Annotated in this window: 11 protein-coding genes and 1 pseudogene; 6 read left to right on the forward strand and 6 right to left on the reverse strand. The window is 43.3% G+C overall.

Annotation, left to right across the window (positions count from 1 at the left end; genetic code table 11):
- Positions 1–126: 126 nt before the first annotated feature.
- From FIS9605_RS36550 to FIS9605_RS40685, 4 genes and pseudogenes are all read right to left on the reverse strand, one after another.
- Positions 127–1,233 carry a hypothetical protein gene (locus FIS9605_RS36550; RefSeq protein ID WP_197036009.1) on the reverse strand — a complete coding sequence of 369 codons (1,107 nt, stop codon included), beginning with the start codon at positions 1,231–1,233 and terminating at the stop codon, positions 127–129.
- Positions 1,234–1,958: 725 nt separating this feature from the next.
- Complete coding sequence (locus FIS9605_RS40285; protein WP_026732087.1) at positions 1,959–2,693, reverse strand: glutathione S-transferase C-terminal domain-containing protein; 735 nt, start codon at positions 2,691–2,693, stop codon at positions 1,959–1,961.
- Between the two features lie 251 nt (positions 2,694–2,944).
- Positions 2,945–4,216 carry a styrene monooxygenase/indole monooxygenase family protein gene (locus tag FIS9605_RS36555; protein ID WP_051469953.1) on the reverse strand — a complete coding sequence of 424 codons (1,272 nt, stop codon included), beginning with the start codon at positions 4,214–4,216 and terminating at the stop codon, positions 2,945–2,947.
- Positions 4,217–4,306: 90 nt separating this feature from the next.
- Positions 4,307–4,453 (reverse strand): annotated as a pseudogene (locus tag FIS9605_RS40685) (GMC oxidoreductase); the annotation flags it as partial.
- Positions 4,454–4,627: 174 nt separating this feature from the next.
- Here FIS9605_RS40685 and FIS9605_RS0107820 point away from each other — a divergent pair.
- Positions 4,628–4,813: a hypothetical protein gene (locus FIS9605_RS0107820; protein ID WP_026732088.1), complete on the forward strand. Its 186-nt coding sequence runs from the start codon at positions 4,628–4,630 to the stop codon at positions 4,811–4,813.
- Positions 4,814–5,282: 469 nt separating this feature from the next.
- On the opposite strand, the gene FIS9605_RS0107825 is transcribed toward FIS9605_RS0107820, so the two are convergent.
- Complete coding sequence (locus FIS9605_RS0107825) at positions 5,283–6,863, reverse strand: hypothetical protein (protein WP_026732089.1); 1,581 nt, start codon at positions 6,861–6,863, stop codon at positions 5,283–5,285.
- A 181-nt stretch (positions 6,864–7,044) separates the two neighbouring features.
- Here FIS9605_RS0107825 and FIS9605_RS0107830 point away from each other — a divergent pair, with 181 nt between their 5' ends.
- Both FIS9605_RS0107830 and FIS9605_RS0107835 read left to right on the forward strand, forming a co-directional pair.
- Positions 7,045–8,703, forward strand: coding sequence for an iron uptake porin (locus tag FIS9605_RS0107830; protein WP_026732090.1), 1,659 nt, complete (start codon positions 7,045–7,047; stop codon positions 8,701–8,703).
- Positions 8,704–9,142: 439 nt separating this feature from the next.
- Complete coding sequence (locus FIS9605_RS0107835; protein ID WP_026732091.1) at positions 9,143–9,478, forward strand: hypothetical protein; 336 nt, start codon at positions 9,143–9,145, stop codon at positions 9,476–9,478.
- 44 nt (positions 9,479–9,522) lie between these two features.
- Here FIS9605_RS0107835 and FIS9605_RS0107840 read toward each other — a convergent pair whose 3' ends face one another.
- Positions 9,523–10,740 (reverse strand): glycosyltransferase family 4 protein, encoded by a 1,218-nt coding sequence (locus tag FIS9605_RS0107840; RefSeq protein WP_026732092.1) that lies wholly within the window; start codon positions 10,738–10,740, stop codon positions 9,523–9,525.
- A 137-nt stretch (positions 10,741–10,877) separates the two neighbouring features.
- Between FIS9605_RS0107840 and FIS9605_RS0107845 the strand changes: the two genes are divergently transcribed.
- From FIS9605_RS0107845 to FIS9605_RS0107855, 3 genes are all read left to right on the forward strand, one after another.
- Positions 10,878–11,897, forward strand: a complete 1,020-nt coding sequence (locus FIS9605_RS0107845) for an Npun_R2821/Npun_R2822 family protein (protein ID WP_026732093.1) — start codon at positions 10,878–10,880, stop codon at positions 11,895–11,897.
- Positions 11,898–11,953: 56 nt separating this feature from the next.
- Entirely contained in the window at positions 11,954–12,901 is a 948-nt protein-coding gene (locus tag FIS9605_RS0107850; RefSeq protein WP_026732094.1) for a glycosyltransferase family 2 protein, read from the forward strand.
- A 400-nt stretch (positions 12,902–13,301) separates the two neighbouring features.
- Entirely contained in the window at positions 13,302–19,940 is a 6,639-nt protein-coding gene (locus FIS9605_RS0107855) for a HAMP domain-containing protein (RefSeq protein ID WP_026732095.1), read from the forward strand.
- Positions 19,941–19,942: the final 2 nt, after the last annotated feature.

Consider the following 19,942-nt stretch of genomic DNA (forward strand, 5'->3'; position numbering starts at 1 on the left):
CCAATCAATGTGGCAAGGGTAAATTTAGGTTTTGATTAAACTCAGCAAGGTTGTCACCAACCTTGCTGAGTTTAATCAATGGATCTCAGTTTGAGTCAATGCCCTGAACCCCGCGACAAGCGCCCTTTACGACATCGGCTTGGTAAAACCAATGTTGTCATCAATGACTGTTGTGGGCCCGATCGGAAGCTTTTCTGGGTCTGGTAGGTTGAGTTTCTCGAACTCGATTTTGTCGTTCCATACCTTTCTGAAGAAATCCTTGAACACCTCAACCGTGAGCAACTCGCCAGGACAGCGACGATATCCGAAACCGAAAGGCGCATAGCCAGCATAGTCACTGACGATAAACGCCTTGTCATCGGTAATGCCGTAAACAGTGCCAAATGCACTATTGGTGATCTCAGCTTTTCTGCCGTCCTTCACCTCAAATGTCTCTTTATGGAAGGGGCATCGGGCAAATCCGATTTGTTTAGATTTGGCTTCGTCAATTTGGTCGCTAGTCGGCGCATCTTTGTAGCGATCGGGATTGAATTCGGTTGGGTTCTCCCAGTGTCGCGGGTCTTCACTTGTCGCCTTATGCGGGGTGATAACGTAGCCATATCTATCGTACTGGGGTTTTCTCACTTCTTCGACAGCAGAGATGCTGCCAGTGTTTGGCGAAATTGTGCGGAATAAATCCATCACGAACCGATCGAGAGGGGTAAAGGGCGAATCGTTTGCTTGGTCATAATCACTTGCCATCGTCTTTTCAAACCATGCCCGGACGTTAGGATCTCCTGTGTTCTTGCTCAGTTTAGACATGAAGTTGTAGATAGTATTGCCCCACTGACTCAAGGCAACGAAATTATGGAAGCACTCGAAAACAACATCTTTGCGCCGGAAATCTTCTCCCTCTTCACCATTCTTGATCCAGTAGTAGACGAATGTCTTCTGTGGATCTGCAACCGAACCCTTGACCACATCTTCGACTCTTTGATCGATCCACTCTTTCAACAACTTGCGGAGCGATCGCACTCTCATGTAATTCTCGTAAACTATCTCCAGTGTTGGGTCTCGATAAGCAAGGACAGTGTTGAAACTCTGTCCTATCTCCCGAACCTCCGACGGAATGGCATCGCCTTTGACACCGACGTGTAGATTCCAGAACAGGTCGAAATATTGATCTAGGTACTGACGCATCAGGGGTTTACCAGCATTCTTGGCGTCAAATAGCTGATCGAAAAACTGAACCACCTTGTCCCCATACATCGGACGATATAGATCGGGGGTAAGAGCCGAAGCGTAAATCCTTTTTCTCCGATTATGGTCGCCACGGTTTTCGTAACCTTGGATAAATACCGAAAGCCCATCCTCTTCCTTATTCGGCTCCCAGTTGTCATATAACAGTCCCCAAAAGTAATACGGTAGGGCGTTCTCCTTGGTGAAGATTACATCAATCATGGGCAGGGATAGCCTCTCTCCTTTATAGGGACTGGTTAGGAAAGCAGGCACGATCGCGTACTTGATGTAATCAAGGTCAAAAATAGTAGGGAGTAATTCGCGCAGACGATTGAGGGCTGAAGCTTTTCTCTCGGGGAGTCTTGAAATTATATCTTCCTTAATCTCGTTAGCAAGGTTAGAGAAAAATTCAGAAACATCAGCAACAGGATAAAAAGACATGATTTAAACTCCTTATGGTGTTTACTGCAACAATCTCATCTAGCTACGTGAAATCACGGTTGAACTATAACGTCTTGACTTCGATATATTGCTGTAGACAATACTCACCTAGTTCGGAATCTCTCCCCGACTGCTTGGTAATAAAGCGGCCCTCCTTTCAATATGTTATTAGCATTGGGAAACCTGACAGTAGCTGTAATGTTTCTTAAGCGTTTTAATTGTTGTGAGGTTGCAGTAATTTATTCATAGGATGTAGGATGCGAGAAAGCTTTTTACTCATGTTTATGGACTAGTGAAAATTAGGAGACATTAAAGCGATCGCTAAAAAATTTCTGATTCATTCGCTCATAATGCTGGCAAAGATTCGACAGCTGCAAAATATAGTCAACAATTGGGCTTCCATAAGGTGGCTTGATGAAATTGCCAATATATGCATAGGCAGTTGCATCTAAAGTTGTGGGTTCGTCTCCCATGAAAAATGGTTTATCTGCCAGGAAATCTGAGAGTGCTTGGAAATCAGCGCAGATAATCTGGACGATTTCCTCACTGCTATGACGACCCATCCCATGACCATACATCTGAGAGCGAATATTTTCGTGCATCCCTTCGATAAACGCTTCCCATTCTGCTGTTGGAGCATCAGGAAAGAGGATTTTTGCTATCACTTCTCGATAGTGTCGCCAGTTTTCCTGCATGTTGTAGCGAATGTGAACTCCTCCCCAGTAAGTGTTTTCTTTGAGCATCCGGCGAAAAGCAAGGGATATGGCTCGCTCTGTAGAGGTCAAGTTTGCATCAAGATCGATCCCTTCTTTTTCCTTAAGCATCTCGATGATTAAAGTGGAATCACCAACAAGTTTTCCTTGATAGTCAATGAAGGGAACCTTGCCCTTTGGTGCTGCCGCAAATTCTTGGGCTGTAGGGATCTCAGCTTTATAAGGAAGCTTTGCCATGCGCAGCCAGGTTTCGAGCTTCATACAGGCTGGGCTAATACTCGGCAGCTCCCATAGAGACGGTGCGGTGTATAGAGTAATCATGATAAATGTTAATTGTATTAAGTGTTTTAATTTTTAAGCTGTTCCACATCTAATTTGCATGGTTTGGGCAGGCAAGATGCTCCGAAGTTCCGAACCCTTTGGGAAGCCGCCCGGAGGGCGTCTACGGAGGAAACCTCCGCTCGGACTTCTCTCCACCCCACAAGAGATTGAAAAAATCTGACTATATAATTTCAATGTGCTTTAGTTTACCAGCAATAAAACAGGTGAAAGAGCAATATTTCCGGAGAATTTTAACGTTCAACCAAGCAAAGTTGATCTGGTTGACTACTTACCCCAACACGAGCTTTCTTTTGTGCTAAATATTCCTTGGTGCTTTCAGCGTCAAAAAACCATGTGGATAAACTGGGTGGATGGTTGAAACCATTTAAGTAATCTCTGAGAATGCCTGGATTTTCAGCCATTGCAACCATAATATCTGGCAGATGAGCCGGGGGCGTTAACAAGCAATCAGTTAAAGCATGGCTATACTGAGCATAATTCCAAAATTCATCAAATACCCTTTGCATCCATGACTCATCGAAGTGTTGATTGCCATGCTCAATGATTCGTTGCTTAACCAGATGAGCCATTTTTGTGGCGCAATTTGCTCCTTGTCCGGCTATAGGGTCGTGTAGGATAACTACATCGCCAATACCCATGACAATTGCACCCGATGGCAAGCGACCAATTGGCTGACGCACTGTCTGCGTAATTTTACCATTCACCCATGCTTGCTCATCTACCAATTCCATATCTTTGACAACTTCATAATATTCGGGTTTCAAATGCTGGATGACTTTTTTACCCACCTCTAGCAGTTGTTGACCGCTTTGTACCTGAGAAAATTGATCCATTACTCCACCAAGGTATGCTTCCAAGGCAACTAAAGTGGAAAATTTGCCCTTGGTGTAGAAAGGATACTGGAATATTTCGCCAACACCAGGGATGACAGTCATCTTAGCGGTACACAAATCAACTGTATCTGCTTTTAACCCTGTGACAATTGCTGATGCTATGTGGCGCTTCGGCTCGTCATGTTTGGATTTTTGTGCGTCTCGTTCAAATATAGTTGAGAGGGAACCTCTACCAACAGACACCACTACCAAGTCGTAGCTTTGGGTACATTCTTCTAAGTCTTTTGGTGTCATCGCTTGAACAACAAGTTCACCGCCTCTTTTCACAAATTCGTGTATCCAAGTAGAGAACTTAAGGCGTTGGTCTACACCTTGCCAAGGCTGTTCTAAATTAGAGGACAAAACTAAAGCTGTTTTCCCTTCAGGGTTACACACTTCAGTGCGGATTTTATCAGTACTAGGAAACTGCTCATCCCAAAAATTCAGTCCTAAGTTACATTCAAGTTGCAGTGCATCTGGAAATAATATTGGCGTTCCCATTGGTTTGGCATTGAGGATTGCTTCTGGTGTGCGATCGCTAAACAAAGTCACTGCATAACCCGCATCAACAAGACCAATTCCTAAGTGAAGACCTGCTTGACCTGCCCCTATAATTCCAATTCGCCGCATGTTGCACTCTCCTAAGATTGTGTGAGTTAAAGTCCCAATTGAATAGTTATCGGCGAAATTAACCTAACTTACGCAATCAATAGGCTTTAGTTACTGTGGAACACGACCTGCGGCTTTAATTAAATCAGCTGCCTTTTCACCAATCATAATTGTGGGTGCGTTGGTGTTTACCGTAGTGATGCTTGGCATAATTGATGCATCCACTACACGCCACCCATCCACCCCATATACCCGCAGTATTACACAAGCGTTTTGTTTGGAACAAAGCTATTCTCTGCGCAGTCATACAATACACAGACTGCAATCTATTACAAAGACAGATAGGAATTATATAATTATTTAATAATTATTTAAACTTCCTTATTATAATATCTCTAATGGTGTGAGTTCAAGTTACGGATCGATTAAGCAATGTCTACATCTGGTATTTCCGAACGTGAATCCCATAGTGCCTGGGTAACAAAGTTAGATAAGTGTTTTTATCAAGCAGATCAGCAAGTTAAATTCATGCACTTGCAAGCAGAAGTGGACTGTCTACTACAACAGTTGCAATACCTGAAAATGCAACGCTTAGCAGCCACTGGCAAGGAAGAATAGCTGCTAGCAAGAAAACAACGATCGCCAATCGCAGCACTGTTAGGAGTATCACCAGGGGGCTGATGTTACTTGTAACTTTGTATTTTGGCTGATCAACACTTGAGATTGTAGTTGTTGGCATTCTCCACCGGAAAAGCGAGTGGATATAACGTCAAAAGCTTGGCGATCGCTGTTAAAAATTGTTCAGGATTTACACTGTAATCAGTAAATATTAAGTAGGGTGCGTTACGGCTATATAAAGATTTGAGCCTTTGAGAGGGTAGGAATTAGCCGTAACGCACCACTGGCGCAGCGGTGCGTTACGCGCTGCTTTAACGCATCCTACAAATTAATATTTACTTTCTCCATGAATAAATTCACTCTCTTGTATCCTTTTGAGATCGAGATTAAAAGAAATATTCTTCTTTCTTTTACCTTTTTACTTTTGACTTTTAACTTCAAAGAGGTTCATCTAATGCCTAATTTAAATTTATTGATTAGGAAGTGGTGGTGCGATCGCCTCCACTGAACCAATAATTTGGCTAGGGTGAGTAGGGGTAATTTGCGATTGCACCGCTTCATGATTGAGTTGTGCTAGCAGACTTTGAATATAAGTAAGGGACTCTTTTGTAATTTTAGTTTGCCCTTGCAACCATGAATTGGCACGTTCTTTTCCTTTTTGAACTGCCAAAATCAAGGCTCCCCAAGCCTGCACTTCCGGTCGGTTGGGGTTGACTTGCAATGCTACTTCAACGCGATTCCACAACCGCCCTGTATCTGCTTTCAGTAAGGTAGCAATTTCTTGGACATTCTGCGGTGATGCCTTAAATACTTGTAAAGCTTTCCCCCAGCGACCATCAATTAAATCTGCCAGTACTTGTTGGCTGGGACTTGCCCAAGTTGTATCTGCTTGGTTTTTGGTGAGTTGGGAGTGCCAGCGAATCACATCGATTTGCGCTTGCGCTGCTGCTGGCATTTTCTGCTTGCGTTGTTTTTGGATAAATTGCAACCATTCCCAAGCGGGTGTCCACAATCCGCTACGGGCAATTTGGAGGGCATTTTGATAAGTGGAATCTTTGAGGGCAGGTGATTGCAGAGATATTTCTTCGAGTTGAATGACAAAGTTGACTGGTTTAACTTGATAGATGTGTAATTGGGGTTCCAAACCGATTGTTTTATCGACAACTAACTCTTTAGCACCTCCACCAGTTACCTGTTGCCATTTTGGTAGTTGTCCAGAGGGACTTGTCCAAGACAATTGGTGTCGTAGGTGGTTACGTTCTGGATTGTAGTGAACAATGTGACCGTAAGCGATCGCATGGGTTCCTTGCTGGCGTTTACCCTGCAAATAAAACCAAATGCCTGGAGATGGTGTCTCGCCTGCAAAGCTTCCTACTTCACTCACAGGTAAGGTAATGCTGGAATCTTGGCGATCGGATGTAGCATCACCAAAGGGAGAAAGTACAAATGATTCCTCTAGTCCATCTACAGACAATTGAGTTGCCAGAGTGTAATATTTTTCAGGTTTTGATTGCAGTTCTAAGTTTTGTGAGTGTTGATAAACCCTAAGTTCAACTACGTCTTTGCAGTCCGATTGACAATTGGGATGCTGTTTAAAAACTGGTAGCAAAAAAGTTTCTCTTCTATCACCTTCTAAAGGCTGAATTTCTCCAGCTATATGTCCCTGTTTTTTGAAGTTTGATTGAATTTCTGCTAGGGTTTGGGGGCTTTCGTCGTTGTTGAGAGATATCACCCAGCCAGGTAAAAATTTATTTAGCCAAGTGACTTTATCGGGATTGAACATTAATTCAATGCTTACCCAGGCAAAAGCTGATACTAACCCAAAGCTACCCAACAAAATCGCGATCGCTACTATTGACGCTAACCGCTGATGTTTAGAAGTTTTCTTCACCTTCACTTTTCGGCACATAACCGGACGCACACCTGTTTTGGAACTATCCTGTTTCTGAACTTTTCTCACAACAGATTTCTTACTGGCGTCCGCAGAAGACTGATTGTTTTGATTTTGTTGAGATGGTTTTGGCGATGGATCTGGTGGGCGGTTGACCATGCTAGTTTTCAGTAAATCTAATGATATTTTTTGTAAGTTTTTTATTTTATACTCATGTTTGTCAGATATTGCCCAGGCACTTAAAGTGTAATTTTGTACAATTAAGTAATTTCACTAATGCTATTAAAGGGTATTTTTAATAAGCTCTAACCTTGAGAGCGTGTGATAAAAGTGTAAAAAGTTGAACAAGGGTCAGACTAGAGTTGTTGCGTGCTTATTGATAGCGGCAGTCAGTGGACTACCGACTAGGGCGATCGCTATTCCTACAGAAGAGGTGGGAGAACAAGTGGAGACTTTCTCCTTTAGTTCTTCCGCCCTTGTTCCAGACGAGTCGATGGCACAAGTGACATCAGTATCTCAACTGCGGGATGTACAACCTACAGATTGGGCATTCGGTGCATTGCAATCTTTAGTAGAACGATATGGCTGCATTGCTGGTTATCCCAATGGAACTTATCGTGGCGATCGCCCTATAACTCGCTATGAATTTGCAGCAGGGTTGAATGCTTGCCTAGATCGGGTGAATGAATTCATCGCCACAGCCACAGATGATTTAGTTGCCCGCGCAGATTTAACTACTTTGCAAAAATTACAGGAAGAATTTGCTGCCGAATTAGCAACTTTACGGGGACGAGTCGATAATTTAGAAGCCCGTGCTGCTGAAATTGAAGCAAACCAATTTTCCGGAACAACAAAACTCAGCGGTTTAACGATAGTTGGTATTCAAGGACGTACCCAGAATCGTGCTGATGTTAACCCCAGAGATGGTAAAAAAGACACAGATGATGATGGTACAAACATTAATCTCATCTACTATCAGCAGCTATATTTAACCAGCCAATTTAGCCCTAGCAGTTACCTATTTACAGGTTTAGCAGCGGCTGGCGGCACAACTAAACCTAGATTTAGCAATGACGTTATCCTCGGTTACGAATATCCCACAGATAGCAAGCTAATAGTAACTGACCTAAACTGTCACTGGCTTGTGACTGATAACTTAGCAATTATGGCAGGAGTCGAAGGCGTGAATATGGCTAGTGCTTTCCGAGGCCCCAACCGAGTAGAAAGTGCAGCTACAGGGCCACTGTCATTTTTTGCCCAAAGAAATCCAATTTTAGATATTGGATTTGGCCGTGGTGGTGTTGCTGTTGATTGGCAATTTGCCAAACGTGCCAGTTTACAGGCTATTTATGCTAGTAATATACCGGGAAATTCAGGAAAACGCAGCGGTTTATTTGATGGCCATACAACTACTGGCGTGCAATTTTTGCTGACACCATTCGATGCTCTTGATCTCAGTTTATATTACGTTAATAATTACTCGTCAGATGGGTGCTTGCTGACTTTCACAGGCGACGAGTGCTTAACAGCAGTCAATCCCAACACCAACAAATCGGAACCGCTACAAACTAATGCTGTTGGTACTTCTGTGAACTGGCAAATTTCACCCCAAGTGACTTTAGGTGGATGGTTTGGCTATATGAATTCTTACATTCCCAGCAAATCGGGAAATGTAGAGACGACGAATTACATGATATATCTCAATTTTCCTGATTTATTTGCTAAGGGTAATTTGGGCGGAATTTATTTCGGACAACCTCCAAAAATCACAAGTAGTGACTTACCAGTGGGAAACAATGTCCCTGATTCCATAAATACAGGTTTAGGCCGTCCAGGCGGACAACCGGGAACCACAACTCAACTTGAAGCTTTTTACCGCTTTCAGTTAACAGACAATATCAGCGTTACGCCAGGGATAATTCATATCTGGGAACCCGGTCATACTTCAGACAGTGACCCAATTACGATGGGTATATTGCGAACTAGCTTCTCTTTTTAAGTGAAACTTTATTTTTTAGTACAATTTATAATGATTTTATGTATGGAATGAAAGTGCAAAATCTCTCTTGAATCAATGTTTATATATAGTTCATAAATTTTTTGTAAGTTTAGCTAAATCTACGAAAAAATAAGCATTTTGATAAGCAAAAAATAAATTAGACATTTCCGAGAAATTTCTCTTGCATAGACTATTCATAAGCAGATAAATTTTGAATAGTTGTTGCGCTGTCTAATTTTACCTTCAAAAGCAAATTATAAATTAAGGTGCATCTATCAAATTAGTCTCTATCGGCTGAAGACTAAAAGACTGTCCAAACAACAAACAACTACTAACTTATTCTGTGCAACAAATATTTTTTTATGGAATGCAAGATTGAAGTTCCATAAAATAGTCATTTGGTTTAAAAAACATCTTTTGTAAAACTTTAATTATTCAGATGCATCAATATCTTTATCACCTGCTAGTGCTGATATTAGCAGCTAATTCTGCTGCGATCGCTATTCCTTCTCAAGCTCAAACTCAGAGAAAATCTAATCCAGAAAATATTAATAATATTACCATACCGATAGTATCTCAATCTAGTTCTGCTACAAATACAGCTGTGACATCTAACTTAGGTGATGTTGGCAGTTCTAGTAATAGCCAACCAGCTGTTATTTCTGAATCAGCTGATAGCGCTTCCACCACCAGTACCGAACCAGCTGCAACTAATCCTAATCCACGCATTCCCATATCCAGTAGGATTTTTGCTGTACCTTCAATGCAGCAATAACCTATTAAAAATCTTGTAGAGACGCTTCAAACATAGCGTCTCTACTATTTTGCAAGACATACTTGTTCATAGCGTTTACCTGCACTTTCCCAAGTGAATTCAGTTTCTACTAATTGTCTGCCGTTACAAGATAATTCATCTCGCAGTTGTGGGTTACTAAACAAGTGGCTAATAGCGCTAATATATTCAGCTGGATGATTTGCTCGAAATGCCGTTAGCGGTACATTCGCACCATCTACAGCGAGTCCTTCTAAACCGCGATCGCTTGCTACCACTGGCACACCTGCTGCCATTGCTTCTAAAGTTTTATTTTTAATACCAAATCCTGTCCGCATTGGTACAACACAAACAGTTGCTTTATGCAAATACTCAACCATTGAAGGCACACGTCCAGTCACAGTAACTCCTGGTTTTTCTTGAAGTGCTAAAACCTCTGGCGCAGGACGAGAACCAACAATATCAAAAGTTGTATCTGGGTAACGTTGTTGAACTTTTGGCAAGACTTCATTGCAGAAAAAACAGACAGCATCAATATTTGCCAAATTATCCATAGCACCAATGAAAACTAAGTGATGTCCTCCCGGATCGGTGATACGGTAGGGAAATGAACCTAAATCTACACCATTGGGAATGACTGTAATTTCGCTATTAGAATTGAATTCTTGGAGTTGAATTTTATCCTCTTCTGTAGTAACCACAATTGCCGAAAATTTTGAACAATAGCCTTTTTCGTAACGTCGCAATAGCGGTAAATTAATTTTTTCGCGTAAAGGATTTTCAGAAATACCAGTTTGTAGCTGGTTGCGACAAGTTCCGTAGACAGAACTATGCACATTGACTAAAGTCCTTACCTGTTTTTGGAAATGAGGTTTCACATACATTTCATTGACACTATGTTCACAGGTAATAACATCACATTTTCCAGCCTGTACAAAATTATCTACCCATTCTTGCATCTCAATAGAATAACGGTTTAAGACGCTCGGCGGAATTCCATCTTGTAAAAATGTATGGAAACGCCGGATTTTTTTTAACATTCCGCCACTGGTTCCAAAGTCTGGAGGACGATCAAAAACAACTAGACTATCCACCCAATTCCGTAATTCTGCGATTTCTGCATCTGTAACATCCGCTTCCCGTTGAGTTACAAGAGTAATAGCATGACGTTGATTGAGATACTTGAGTAAATTAAACGTTCGCACTTGGGTTCCCCCCCGGGTTGACGGATAGGGAAAAGTGGAAGATAGCATTAAGATGTTCATAAAAGAAATGATCTGGGAATAATACTGACAGACGCAGTGATATATATAGAGTGACCTGTTGGTATAGTTTATGTCATCATCAAGCTATCTATATATTTGAACTGCTTATCATTTGAAGGGCAAAATCATTTTTAAGTATGAAACCTTTCGGTATTTACACCCTTGCCAACGATCCTGTTTACGATGAGCTAGTAGCATTACTAAATAGCATTGAGAGAAATGTGAGTCCAGATATTCCAGTTTGTATCATTCCCTATGATGAACAAGTAGAGCTGATTGTAGAAGAAATTAAGTCTAGACCGAACGTCAACTTGTTCAACAATTGGGAGTCGATTCGGCGCTGGGACAATTTTGTTAATCAAGTTTGGGATGCACATCCTCGATCTAGAGAATCTCAGTTAACTCGTCCTGGATGGTATAAAGGTTTTGTCCATAGAAAATTTGCTGCCTTTGATGGCGATTTTAAAAGATTTGTATTTTATGATGCTGACAGCCTAGCAATGAAGCCGCTTGATGATGTGTTAGCAAAGCTTGACACATATAATTTTGTTTTTGATGATTGGGAACATGCTAAGCCAAAAGCAGCTACGGACATTAATCTCGAAATTGTAGAAAGTGCAACCAACTTTACAGAGCCCCAATTACGTTCCAGAATTCATTGCAATAGTTTTTTTGGTTCCCATCAAGGTTTTTTTGGGGTTGATGATTTAAAGAGTTTGACAATTCGCCTCATAGAGAAAAAGGAAATCGAATGGATTCAGAAAAAATTTTGGTGGTCGAGTTCAGCGTTATTTAATTACATGACGCTAGATAGCAAGCACTCAATGTTTAACTATACCCTTAGCCCCAATAGTCAAGACAAAACAGGAAACTGCGCCAATGCAGACTCTTTTGTAAATATTGACAATATTCTTTACAACCAAGATGGATTAAAACCAATTCATCGCATTCACTACATGAGTTATTCTGGCAGTGATTTTGCTCGTTTGTGTCGTGGTGAAGACGTTGATATTCGTTATCGAGATGAATTTTTATATTATCGATTTTTGAATCAACCAGAGAAAAAACCACAACAACTAAAACCGCCAAGTATTACAGCAAAAACTAATCGATTCATAAAACAAGCTGTAAAGAAAATTAAAAGAACTATTGCTTAACCAGTTTAGCTATGAAATAATGTCTCCTAAAATTTATTTAAAAATTTCAAGTTTATATGACTAAAATCAGTATCTGTATTCCTACTTTTAATCGAGTCAAACTCTTACCATTTGCCATTGAAAGTGTACTACAGCAGTCTTATAAAGACTTTGAAATAATTATTTGTGATGATGGATCGCGTGATGGTACACCTAAACTAATATCACAATACCAAGATAGTCGTATTAGATATATTCGCCACTCAAAAAATATAGGTAAAAGCAATAATATGCGGTCTGGTTTTGAGGCTGCGAGTGGTGAATATTTTATTAAATTTGATGATGATGATAGACTAACTCCAGATTTCCTAACACGTACCGCTGGTATTTTAGATAAAGACTCAAGCATTGATTTTGTTGGCACTAACCATTGGATAATTGATATCAACAATGTTCGAGATGAAGCTAAAACTCAAGAAAATTCTCGCCGCTGGGGTAGAAATAATTTACCAGAAGGTGTTGTAGAAAATTTATTGGAAGTTGTATTTGTTCAGCAAAGTTTCCAAGTTGGTGCAACCTTATTTCGCCGCCGAACTTTGGAAGAAGTAGGGTTTATGCAGCCTAACTGGCAAAACTGTGAAGATAACGATCTATTTGTGCGGCTAGGGTTGGCAGGTAAAAAGGGTTATTATTTATCAGAGTTATTGATGGAATACCGCGTGCACGCGGAACAACAAGGAATTAATCGAGCCATTCCTTACTTAAGTGATAAATTGCGGTATTTAAACAGTTATAAATTTGACTCAGAAAAGCTAGAGAAAATCAGGTTGCAGCGTCTGGCAGAAACGCAGTTATTGTTAGGTTTGCGGCTGATTGAAAACGGAGAAACCCAAAAAGGTAGAGAGTTAATTTTGGCAGGCAAGTCTTTTTCTCACACCACAGCTTGGACTGGGCTAGGTTTGTCTTTGTTACCTACAGGTGTAAGAGGAAAGGCCTTTGAATTGGTACGGAAGGCAAGAAGGTAGCGGTAGGTGGGATAGTCCTGTCAAGGTGTAAGTCTTGAAGATGAGTTTTTCTTGGTGTCTTGGTGTCTTGGTGGTGAAAAAATCTTTTTTTAAACACTAAGACACTAAGACACTAAGAAGGAAATAGCGATCACTCAGTTAAAATTACCTTCTCAAATTCTGAGTTTGCCCATCTTAATAAATCTTAATCATACCCTAGATAGATTTCCCTCTATAACGCGATCGCGATTTTTATAAATTCGTTATAGTCTATACATCAATCCTGCATAGCAAGCTGGCGAATAGCAAAGTTTCTTCTGGCGTGACTAATTGGTTGGTATACCTTTTGTGAAAAAACGCCATTGAAACTGGTAGCAAGCTATAGCAAGAAAAAAGTATAAATTTTTCTAAATTCATCCGTATGCCTACCGAACAGTTAACCAGAGAAAGCGATAATTTAGATTTAAAACAACTGCTCAGAACGTTGTCAGCTGTAAAAAAAGGTGAATTTTCTGCACGCATGCCCATCGACCAAACTGGTATGGCAGGAAAAATTGCTGATACACTCAACGATATCATTGAGCAAAATGAACGGCTGGCGGCAGAGCTACAAAGGATTGGTAATGTTGTTGGTAAAGAAGGCAAAATCACCGAACGGGCTTCTTTGGGAAATGTGCGCGGTGGGTGGTCTGCCTGCGTTGATTCTGTCAATACATTAATTACAGATTTAGTTCAGCCAACAGTTGAAACAGCACGGGTCATCAGGGCTGTAGCGAATGGCGACCTATCGCAAACTATGGCACCAGAAATGGACGGCAGACCTCTCAAGGGAGAGTTTCTCCAAACTGCCCAAATGGTAAACACAATGGTGGGTCAGTTGAATGGGTTTGCCAGTGAAGTAACGCGGGTAGCCCGTGAGGTGGGAACTGAAGGTAAATTGGGCGTACAAGCACAAGTGCCGGGTGTGGCTGGTACTTGGAAGGATTTAACTGATAGCGTTAACTTGATGGCAGGCAACTTAACTGCCCAAGTCCGCAATATCGCTGAAGTCACCACAGCAGTAGCAAACGGCGACCTCTCCAAAAAAATTACTGTTGATGTCAAGGGCGAAATTTTGGAGTTGAAGAACACCGTAAACATCATGGTGGATCAACTCAACTCCTTCGCATCGGAAGTAACGCGGGTTGCTAGGGAAGTGGGTGCAGAAGGTAAACTCGGCGGACAAGCGCAAGTGCCGGGTGTGGCTGGTACTTGGCGGGATTTAACCGAGTCGGTGAATATGATGGCAGGAAACTTAACTGCCCAAGTCCGCAACATTGCCGAAGTCACCACAGCAGTAGCAAACGGCGACCTCTCCAAGAAAATTACTGTCGATGTCAAGGGCGAAATTTTAGAGTTGAAGAACACCGTAAACATCATGGTGGATCAACTCAACTCCTTCGCATCGGAAGTAACGCGGGTTGCGAGGGAAGTAGGTGCAGAAGGTAAACTCGGCGGACAAGCGCAAGTTCCAGGTGTGGCTGGTACTTGGAAAGATTTGACCGACAGCGTGAATTTCATGGCGGGTTCGTTAACGGCACAGGTGCGGAACATTGCCGAAGTCACCACGGCGGTAGCGACTGGCGATCTTTCCAAGAAAATTACTGTTGATGTCAAGGGCGAAATTTTGGAGTTGAAGAATACCATTAATACAATGGTGGATCAACTCAACTCCTTTGCGTCGGAAGTAACGCGGGTAGCCCGTGAGGTGGGAACCGAAGGTAAACTCGGCGTGCAAGCAGAAGTGCGAGGCGTGGCTGGTACTTGGAAGGACTTGACCGATAGCGTCAACATGATGGCTGGTAATTTAACCGGGCAAGTCCGTAATATTGCGGAAGTTGCCACAGCGATCGCCAACGGCGATCTTTCCAAGAAAATCACTGTCGATGTCAAGGGCGAAATTCTGGAACTAAAGAACACTATTAATATCATGGTGGATCAACTCGGTTCCTTTGCGTCGGAAGTAACGCGGGTTGCTAGGGAAGTGGGTTCGGAAGGAAAGCTGGGTGTACAAGCAGATGTCAGAGGTGTTGCTGGCACTTGGAAAGATTTGACCGACAGCGTGAATTTCATGGCGGGTTCGCTGACGGCACAGGTGCGAAATATTGCGGAAGTAACGACGGCGGTGGCAAATGGCGATCTTTCCAAGAAAATTACCGTTGATGTCAAGGGCGAAATTCGGGAGTTGAAAAACACCATTAACACGATGGTGGATCAGCTTAACTCTTTTGCTGGTGAAGTAACGCGGGTTGCTAGGGAAGTGGGTGCAGAAGGTAAGCTGGGCGTGCAAGCAGAAGTCAAAGGCGTAGCAGGCACTTGGAAAGATTTGACCGACAGCGTCAATTTCATGGCGGGTTCCTTGACGGCACAGGTGCGGAATATTGCGGAAGTGACGACTGCGGTGGCAAACGGCGACCTTTCCAAGAAAATCACCGTGGATGTCAGAGGCGAAATTCTGGAATTGAAAAACACTATTAATACGATGGTTGATCAGCTGAGTTCCTTCGCATCAGAAGTAACGCGGGTAGCCCGCGAGGTGGGAACCGAAGGAAAGCTGGGCGTACAAGCAGAAGTCAAAGGCGTGGCTGGCACTTGGAAAGACCTGACCGGGGCAGTAAATATGATGGCAGGCAACCTCACCGACCAAGTGCGGAGTATCGCCGAAGTTGCCACAGCGATCGCCAACGGCGACCTCTCCAAGAAAATTACCGTGCAGGTGAAAGGCGAAATTCTAGAGTTGAAGAACACTATTAATATCATGGTGGATCAACTCAACTCCTTTGCATCGGAAGTAACGCGGGTTGCCCGTGAAGTGGGTTCGGAAGGAAAACTGGGCGTACAAGCGGATGTCAAAGGTGTTGCTGGCACGTGGAAAGATTTGACTGATAGCGTGAATTTCATGGCGGGTTCGCTGACAGCACAGGTGCGGAACATTGCGGCAGTAACGACGGCGGTGGCAAATGGCGACCTTTCCAAGAAAATCACCGTAGATGTGAAGGGAGAAATTCTGGAGTTGAAAGACACTATTAACACAATGGTGGATCAACTCAACTCCTTTGCATCGGAAGTAACGCGGGTAGCCCGAGAGGTGGGAACTGAAGGCAAGCTGGGCGTACAAGCGGAAGTGCGAGGCGTGGCTGGTACGTGGAAGGACTTGACCGATAGCGTCAACATGATGGCTGGTAATTTGACATCACAAGTCCGTAATATTGCTGAAGTAGCCACGGCGGTAGCAAATGGCGACCTTTCTAAGAAAATCACTGTCGATGTCAAGGGAGAAATTCTAGAGTTGAAAAACACCATCAACACGATGGTGGATCAACTCAACTCCTTTGCGTCGGAAGTAACGCGGGTTGCCCGCGAGGTGGGAACCGAAGGTAAACTTGGCGTACAAGCCTATGTTAGAGGTGTGGGTGGTACGTGGAAAGATTTGACTGATAACGTTAACTTGATGGCAGGCAACCTCACGGCACAGGTGCGGAACATTGCCGAAGTGACGAAGGCGGTAGCGAATGGCGATCTTTCTAAGAAAATTACTGTTGATGTGAGGGGTGAAATCTTCGAGTTGAAGAACACCATGAACGTGATGGTGGATCAGCTAAGTTCCTTCGCATCGGAAGTAACGCGAGTTGCCCGCGAGGTGGGAACCGAAGGTAAACTCGGCGGCCAAGCGCAGGTGCAAGGTGTGGCAGGCACTTGGAAAGATTTGACCGACAATGTGAACTCGATGGCGAGTAATTTGACGGCACAGGTGCGAGGCATTGCCAAAGTGGTGACAGCGGTTGCCAACGGTGACTTGAAGCGGAAACTAATGCTAGATGCCAAGGGTGAAATTGAGGCTTTGGCAGAAACAATTAATGAAATGATTGATACGCTGGCGACTTTTGCTAACCAAGTCACAACCGTAGCGCGGGAAGTCGGTATTGAAGGTAAATTAGGCGGACAAGCGAAAGTGCCGGGGGCGGCTGGTACGTGGAAAGATTTGACCGACAACGTGAACGAACTCGCAGCCACACTGACTACCCAGCTACGGGCGATCGCAGAAGTAGCAACTGCTGTTACCAAGGGTGATTTAACACGGTCAATTTCTGTTGAGGCACTAGGTGAGGTTGCCATCCTCAAGGACAACATCAACCAGATGATCGCCAATCTGCGGGAGACGACGCAGAAAAACACCGAACAAGACTGGTTGAAGACTAACCTAGCTAAATTTACCCGGATGCTGCAAGGTCAGCGCGACCTAGAAACGGTATCAAAACTGATTCTCTCTGAGTTAGCACCGTTAGTGGGAGCTGCTCATGGCGTATTCTACATCATGGAAAATGCGGAAAGTCAACCGTATTTAAAACTACTTAGCAGCTACGCATACCGCGAACGCAAACATCTTGCCAACCGCTTCCACTTAGGTGAAGGCTTAGTCGGACAATGCGCTTTAGAAAAAGAACGCATTCTCTTGACAGAAGTACCGCACGATTATATCAAGATTAGTTCTGGCTTGGGCGAAGCTACTCCAGTAAATGACGTGGTGCTGCCCGTACTGTTTGAGGGACAGGTAACTGCGGTCATTGAGTTAGCTTCATTCCGGCGCTTTAGCGAAATTCATCTGACATTTTTCGACCAACTCACAGAAAGTATCGCGATCGTGTTGAACACTATCGCCGCCAGCATGCGTACGGAAGAGTTACTTAAACAGTCGCAATCTTTGGCGGAGGAACTGCAAAGTCAGCAAAACGAATTGCGAGAAACCAACAAGCGTCTAGAACAACAAGCCCAAACCCTCAAAGCATCCGAAGATTTACTGAAAAAACAGCAAGAAGAATTACAAAAAACCAATGCTGAACTGGAAGAAAAGGCAGAACTATTAGCTTTGCAAAACAAAGAAGTAGAACGCAAAAATCAGGAAATAGAACAAGCAAGATTGTCATTAGAAGAAAAAGCCGAACAACTGGCATTGTCTTCTAAATACAAATCAGAATTTCTGGCGAATATGTCCCATGAATTGCGGACACCACTCAACAGCTTGTTGATATTAGCGAAGCTTTTAGCAGACAACAGTGAAGGAAATCTCAGCAACAAACAAATCGAATATAGCCGCACAATCTACTCAGCCGGAAATGATTTGTTGTCATTAATTAATGACATTTTGGACTTGGCAAAAATCGAATCTGGAACCATGTCTATTGATATGGATCAGATGCGGTTGTCTGACTTGCGCGAACAAATTGAACGTACCTTTGGGCAAGTGGCAGCTGACAAAGGACTGAATTTCACCATCGAAATAGCTCCACAACTACCTAGTACAGTTTACACAGACGCCAAACGCCTGCAACAAATATTGAAAAACCTGCTGGCAAACGCATTTAAATTCACTGAACGCGGCGAGGTTGGCTTACGGGTGTTTACCGCCAAACAAGGATGGAGTCCTGACAATGAAACTCTCAATCGTGCCAGTACAGTGCTAGCTTTTGCAGTCACAGATACAGGTATTGGTATTGCCCCCGAAAAACAGAAAATCATTTTCGAGGCGTTTCAACAGGCGGACGGTACTACCAGTCGCAAATATGGCGGTACAGGTTTGGGTTTATCGATCAGCCGCGAAATCGCCCGGTTATTGGGTGGGGAAATCAAATTAGTCAGTCACCCAGATGAAGGTAGTACATTTACGTTGTACTTGCCACAACCGCTTTCCCCCGATCGGGAGGTGCTTCGCGGTGGGGAGGTGGGGAGATTGGGAGATGGGGAGAAGACTTCACCCCACCACCCCACCACCCCACCACCCCATCACAGAAGTCCCACTCCCCCCATTCCCACTCCAGTTATTGACGACAGAGACAATATCCAACCAGGCGATCGCACACTTTTAATTGTGGAAGATGACACCAAGTTTGCGCGTATCCTATTAGACATAGCACGGCAATATGAATTCAAGGGCATTTTTGCTCACAATGGCAGTACGGGTTTGGCACTGGCCCAAGAATACCAGCCTTCTGCCATCATCCTCGATGTTCGCCTGCCAGGGATGGATGGTTGGGCGGTGCTGGATCGCCTCAAGCATGATGCCAATACCCGCCACATTCCCGTGCATATGATGACAGTAGAAGAAGGACGACAGCGCAGTTTGCAACAAGGGGCGATCGCCTATTTGCAAAAACCCATCAGCAGTGAAACATTACACCAAGCACTCACTAAAATTAAAGGCTTTGTTGAGAGGCGGGTGAAAAATCTCCTGATTGTGGAAGATGATGAAAATCAACGCCGAAGTATTGTTGAGTTGATTGGCAATAGCGATGTTGCAACTACTGCTGTGAGTACAGGTGCAGAGGCATTACAAGCCATACAAAATGGACAATTTGATTGCGTAGTCCTAGATTTGGGACTACCAGATATGAATGGCTTTGAGTTGATTGAACAAATTAAACACTCTCCCAATGGCGAAGCATTACCCATCGTCGTCTACACAGCCAGAGAGTTAACCAGGACAGAAGATACGCAACTGCGACGCATCGCGGAAACTATTATTGTCAAGGATGTAAGTTCGCCCGAACGTCTTTTGGATGAAACTGCCTTGTTTTTGCATCGCGTTCAAGCCAATTTACCCGCACCCAAACGTCAAATCCTCGAACAATTACAAAATCGCGATCCCTTACTTGCGGGCAAAAAAGTTTTGATTGTCGATGACGATGTTCGTAACATCTTTGCCCTGACTAGTATGCTTGAGCGTTATCAAATGCAGGTTTTATATGCCGAAAATGGTCGCGATGGCATTGCGGTTTTACAAAACAATCCAGATATCAATGTCATCCTCATGGATGTGATGATGCCAGAAATGGACGGCTACGAAACTACCCGTTGCATCCGTGCTAACCCTGATTTCAAATCTCTGCCGATTATTGCTTTGACTGCCAAAGCGATGCAGGGCGATCGCGAAAAATGTATTGAGGCTGGTGCTTCTGATTACATTACTAAACCCGTTGATACTGAACAGTTGCTTTCTCTGTTGCGCGTTTGGTTATATCGATAAAT

This window comes from Fischerella sp. PCC 9605, assembly GCF_000517105.1.
GTDB lineage: Bacteria > Cyanobacteriota > Cyanobacteriia > Cyanobacteriales > Nostocaceae > PCC9605.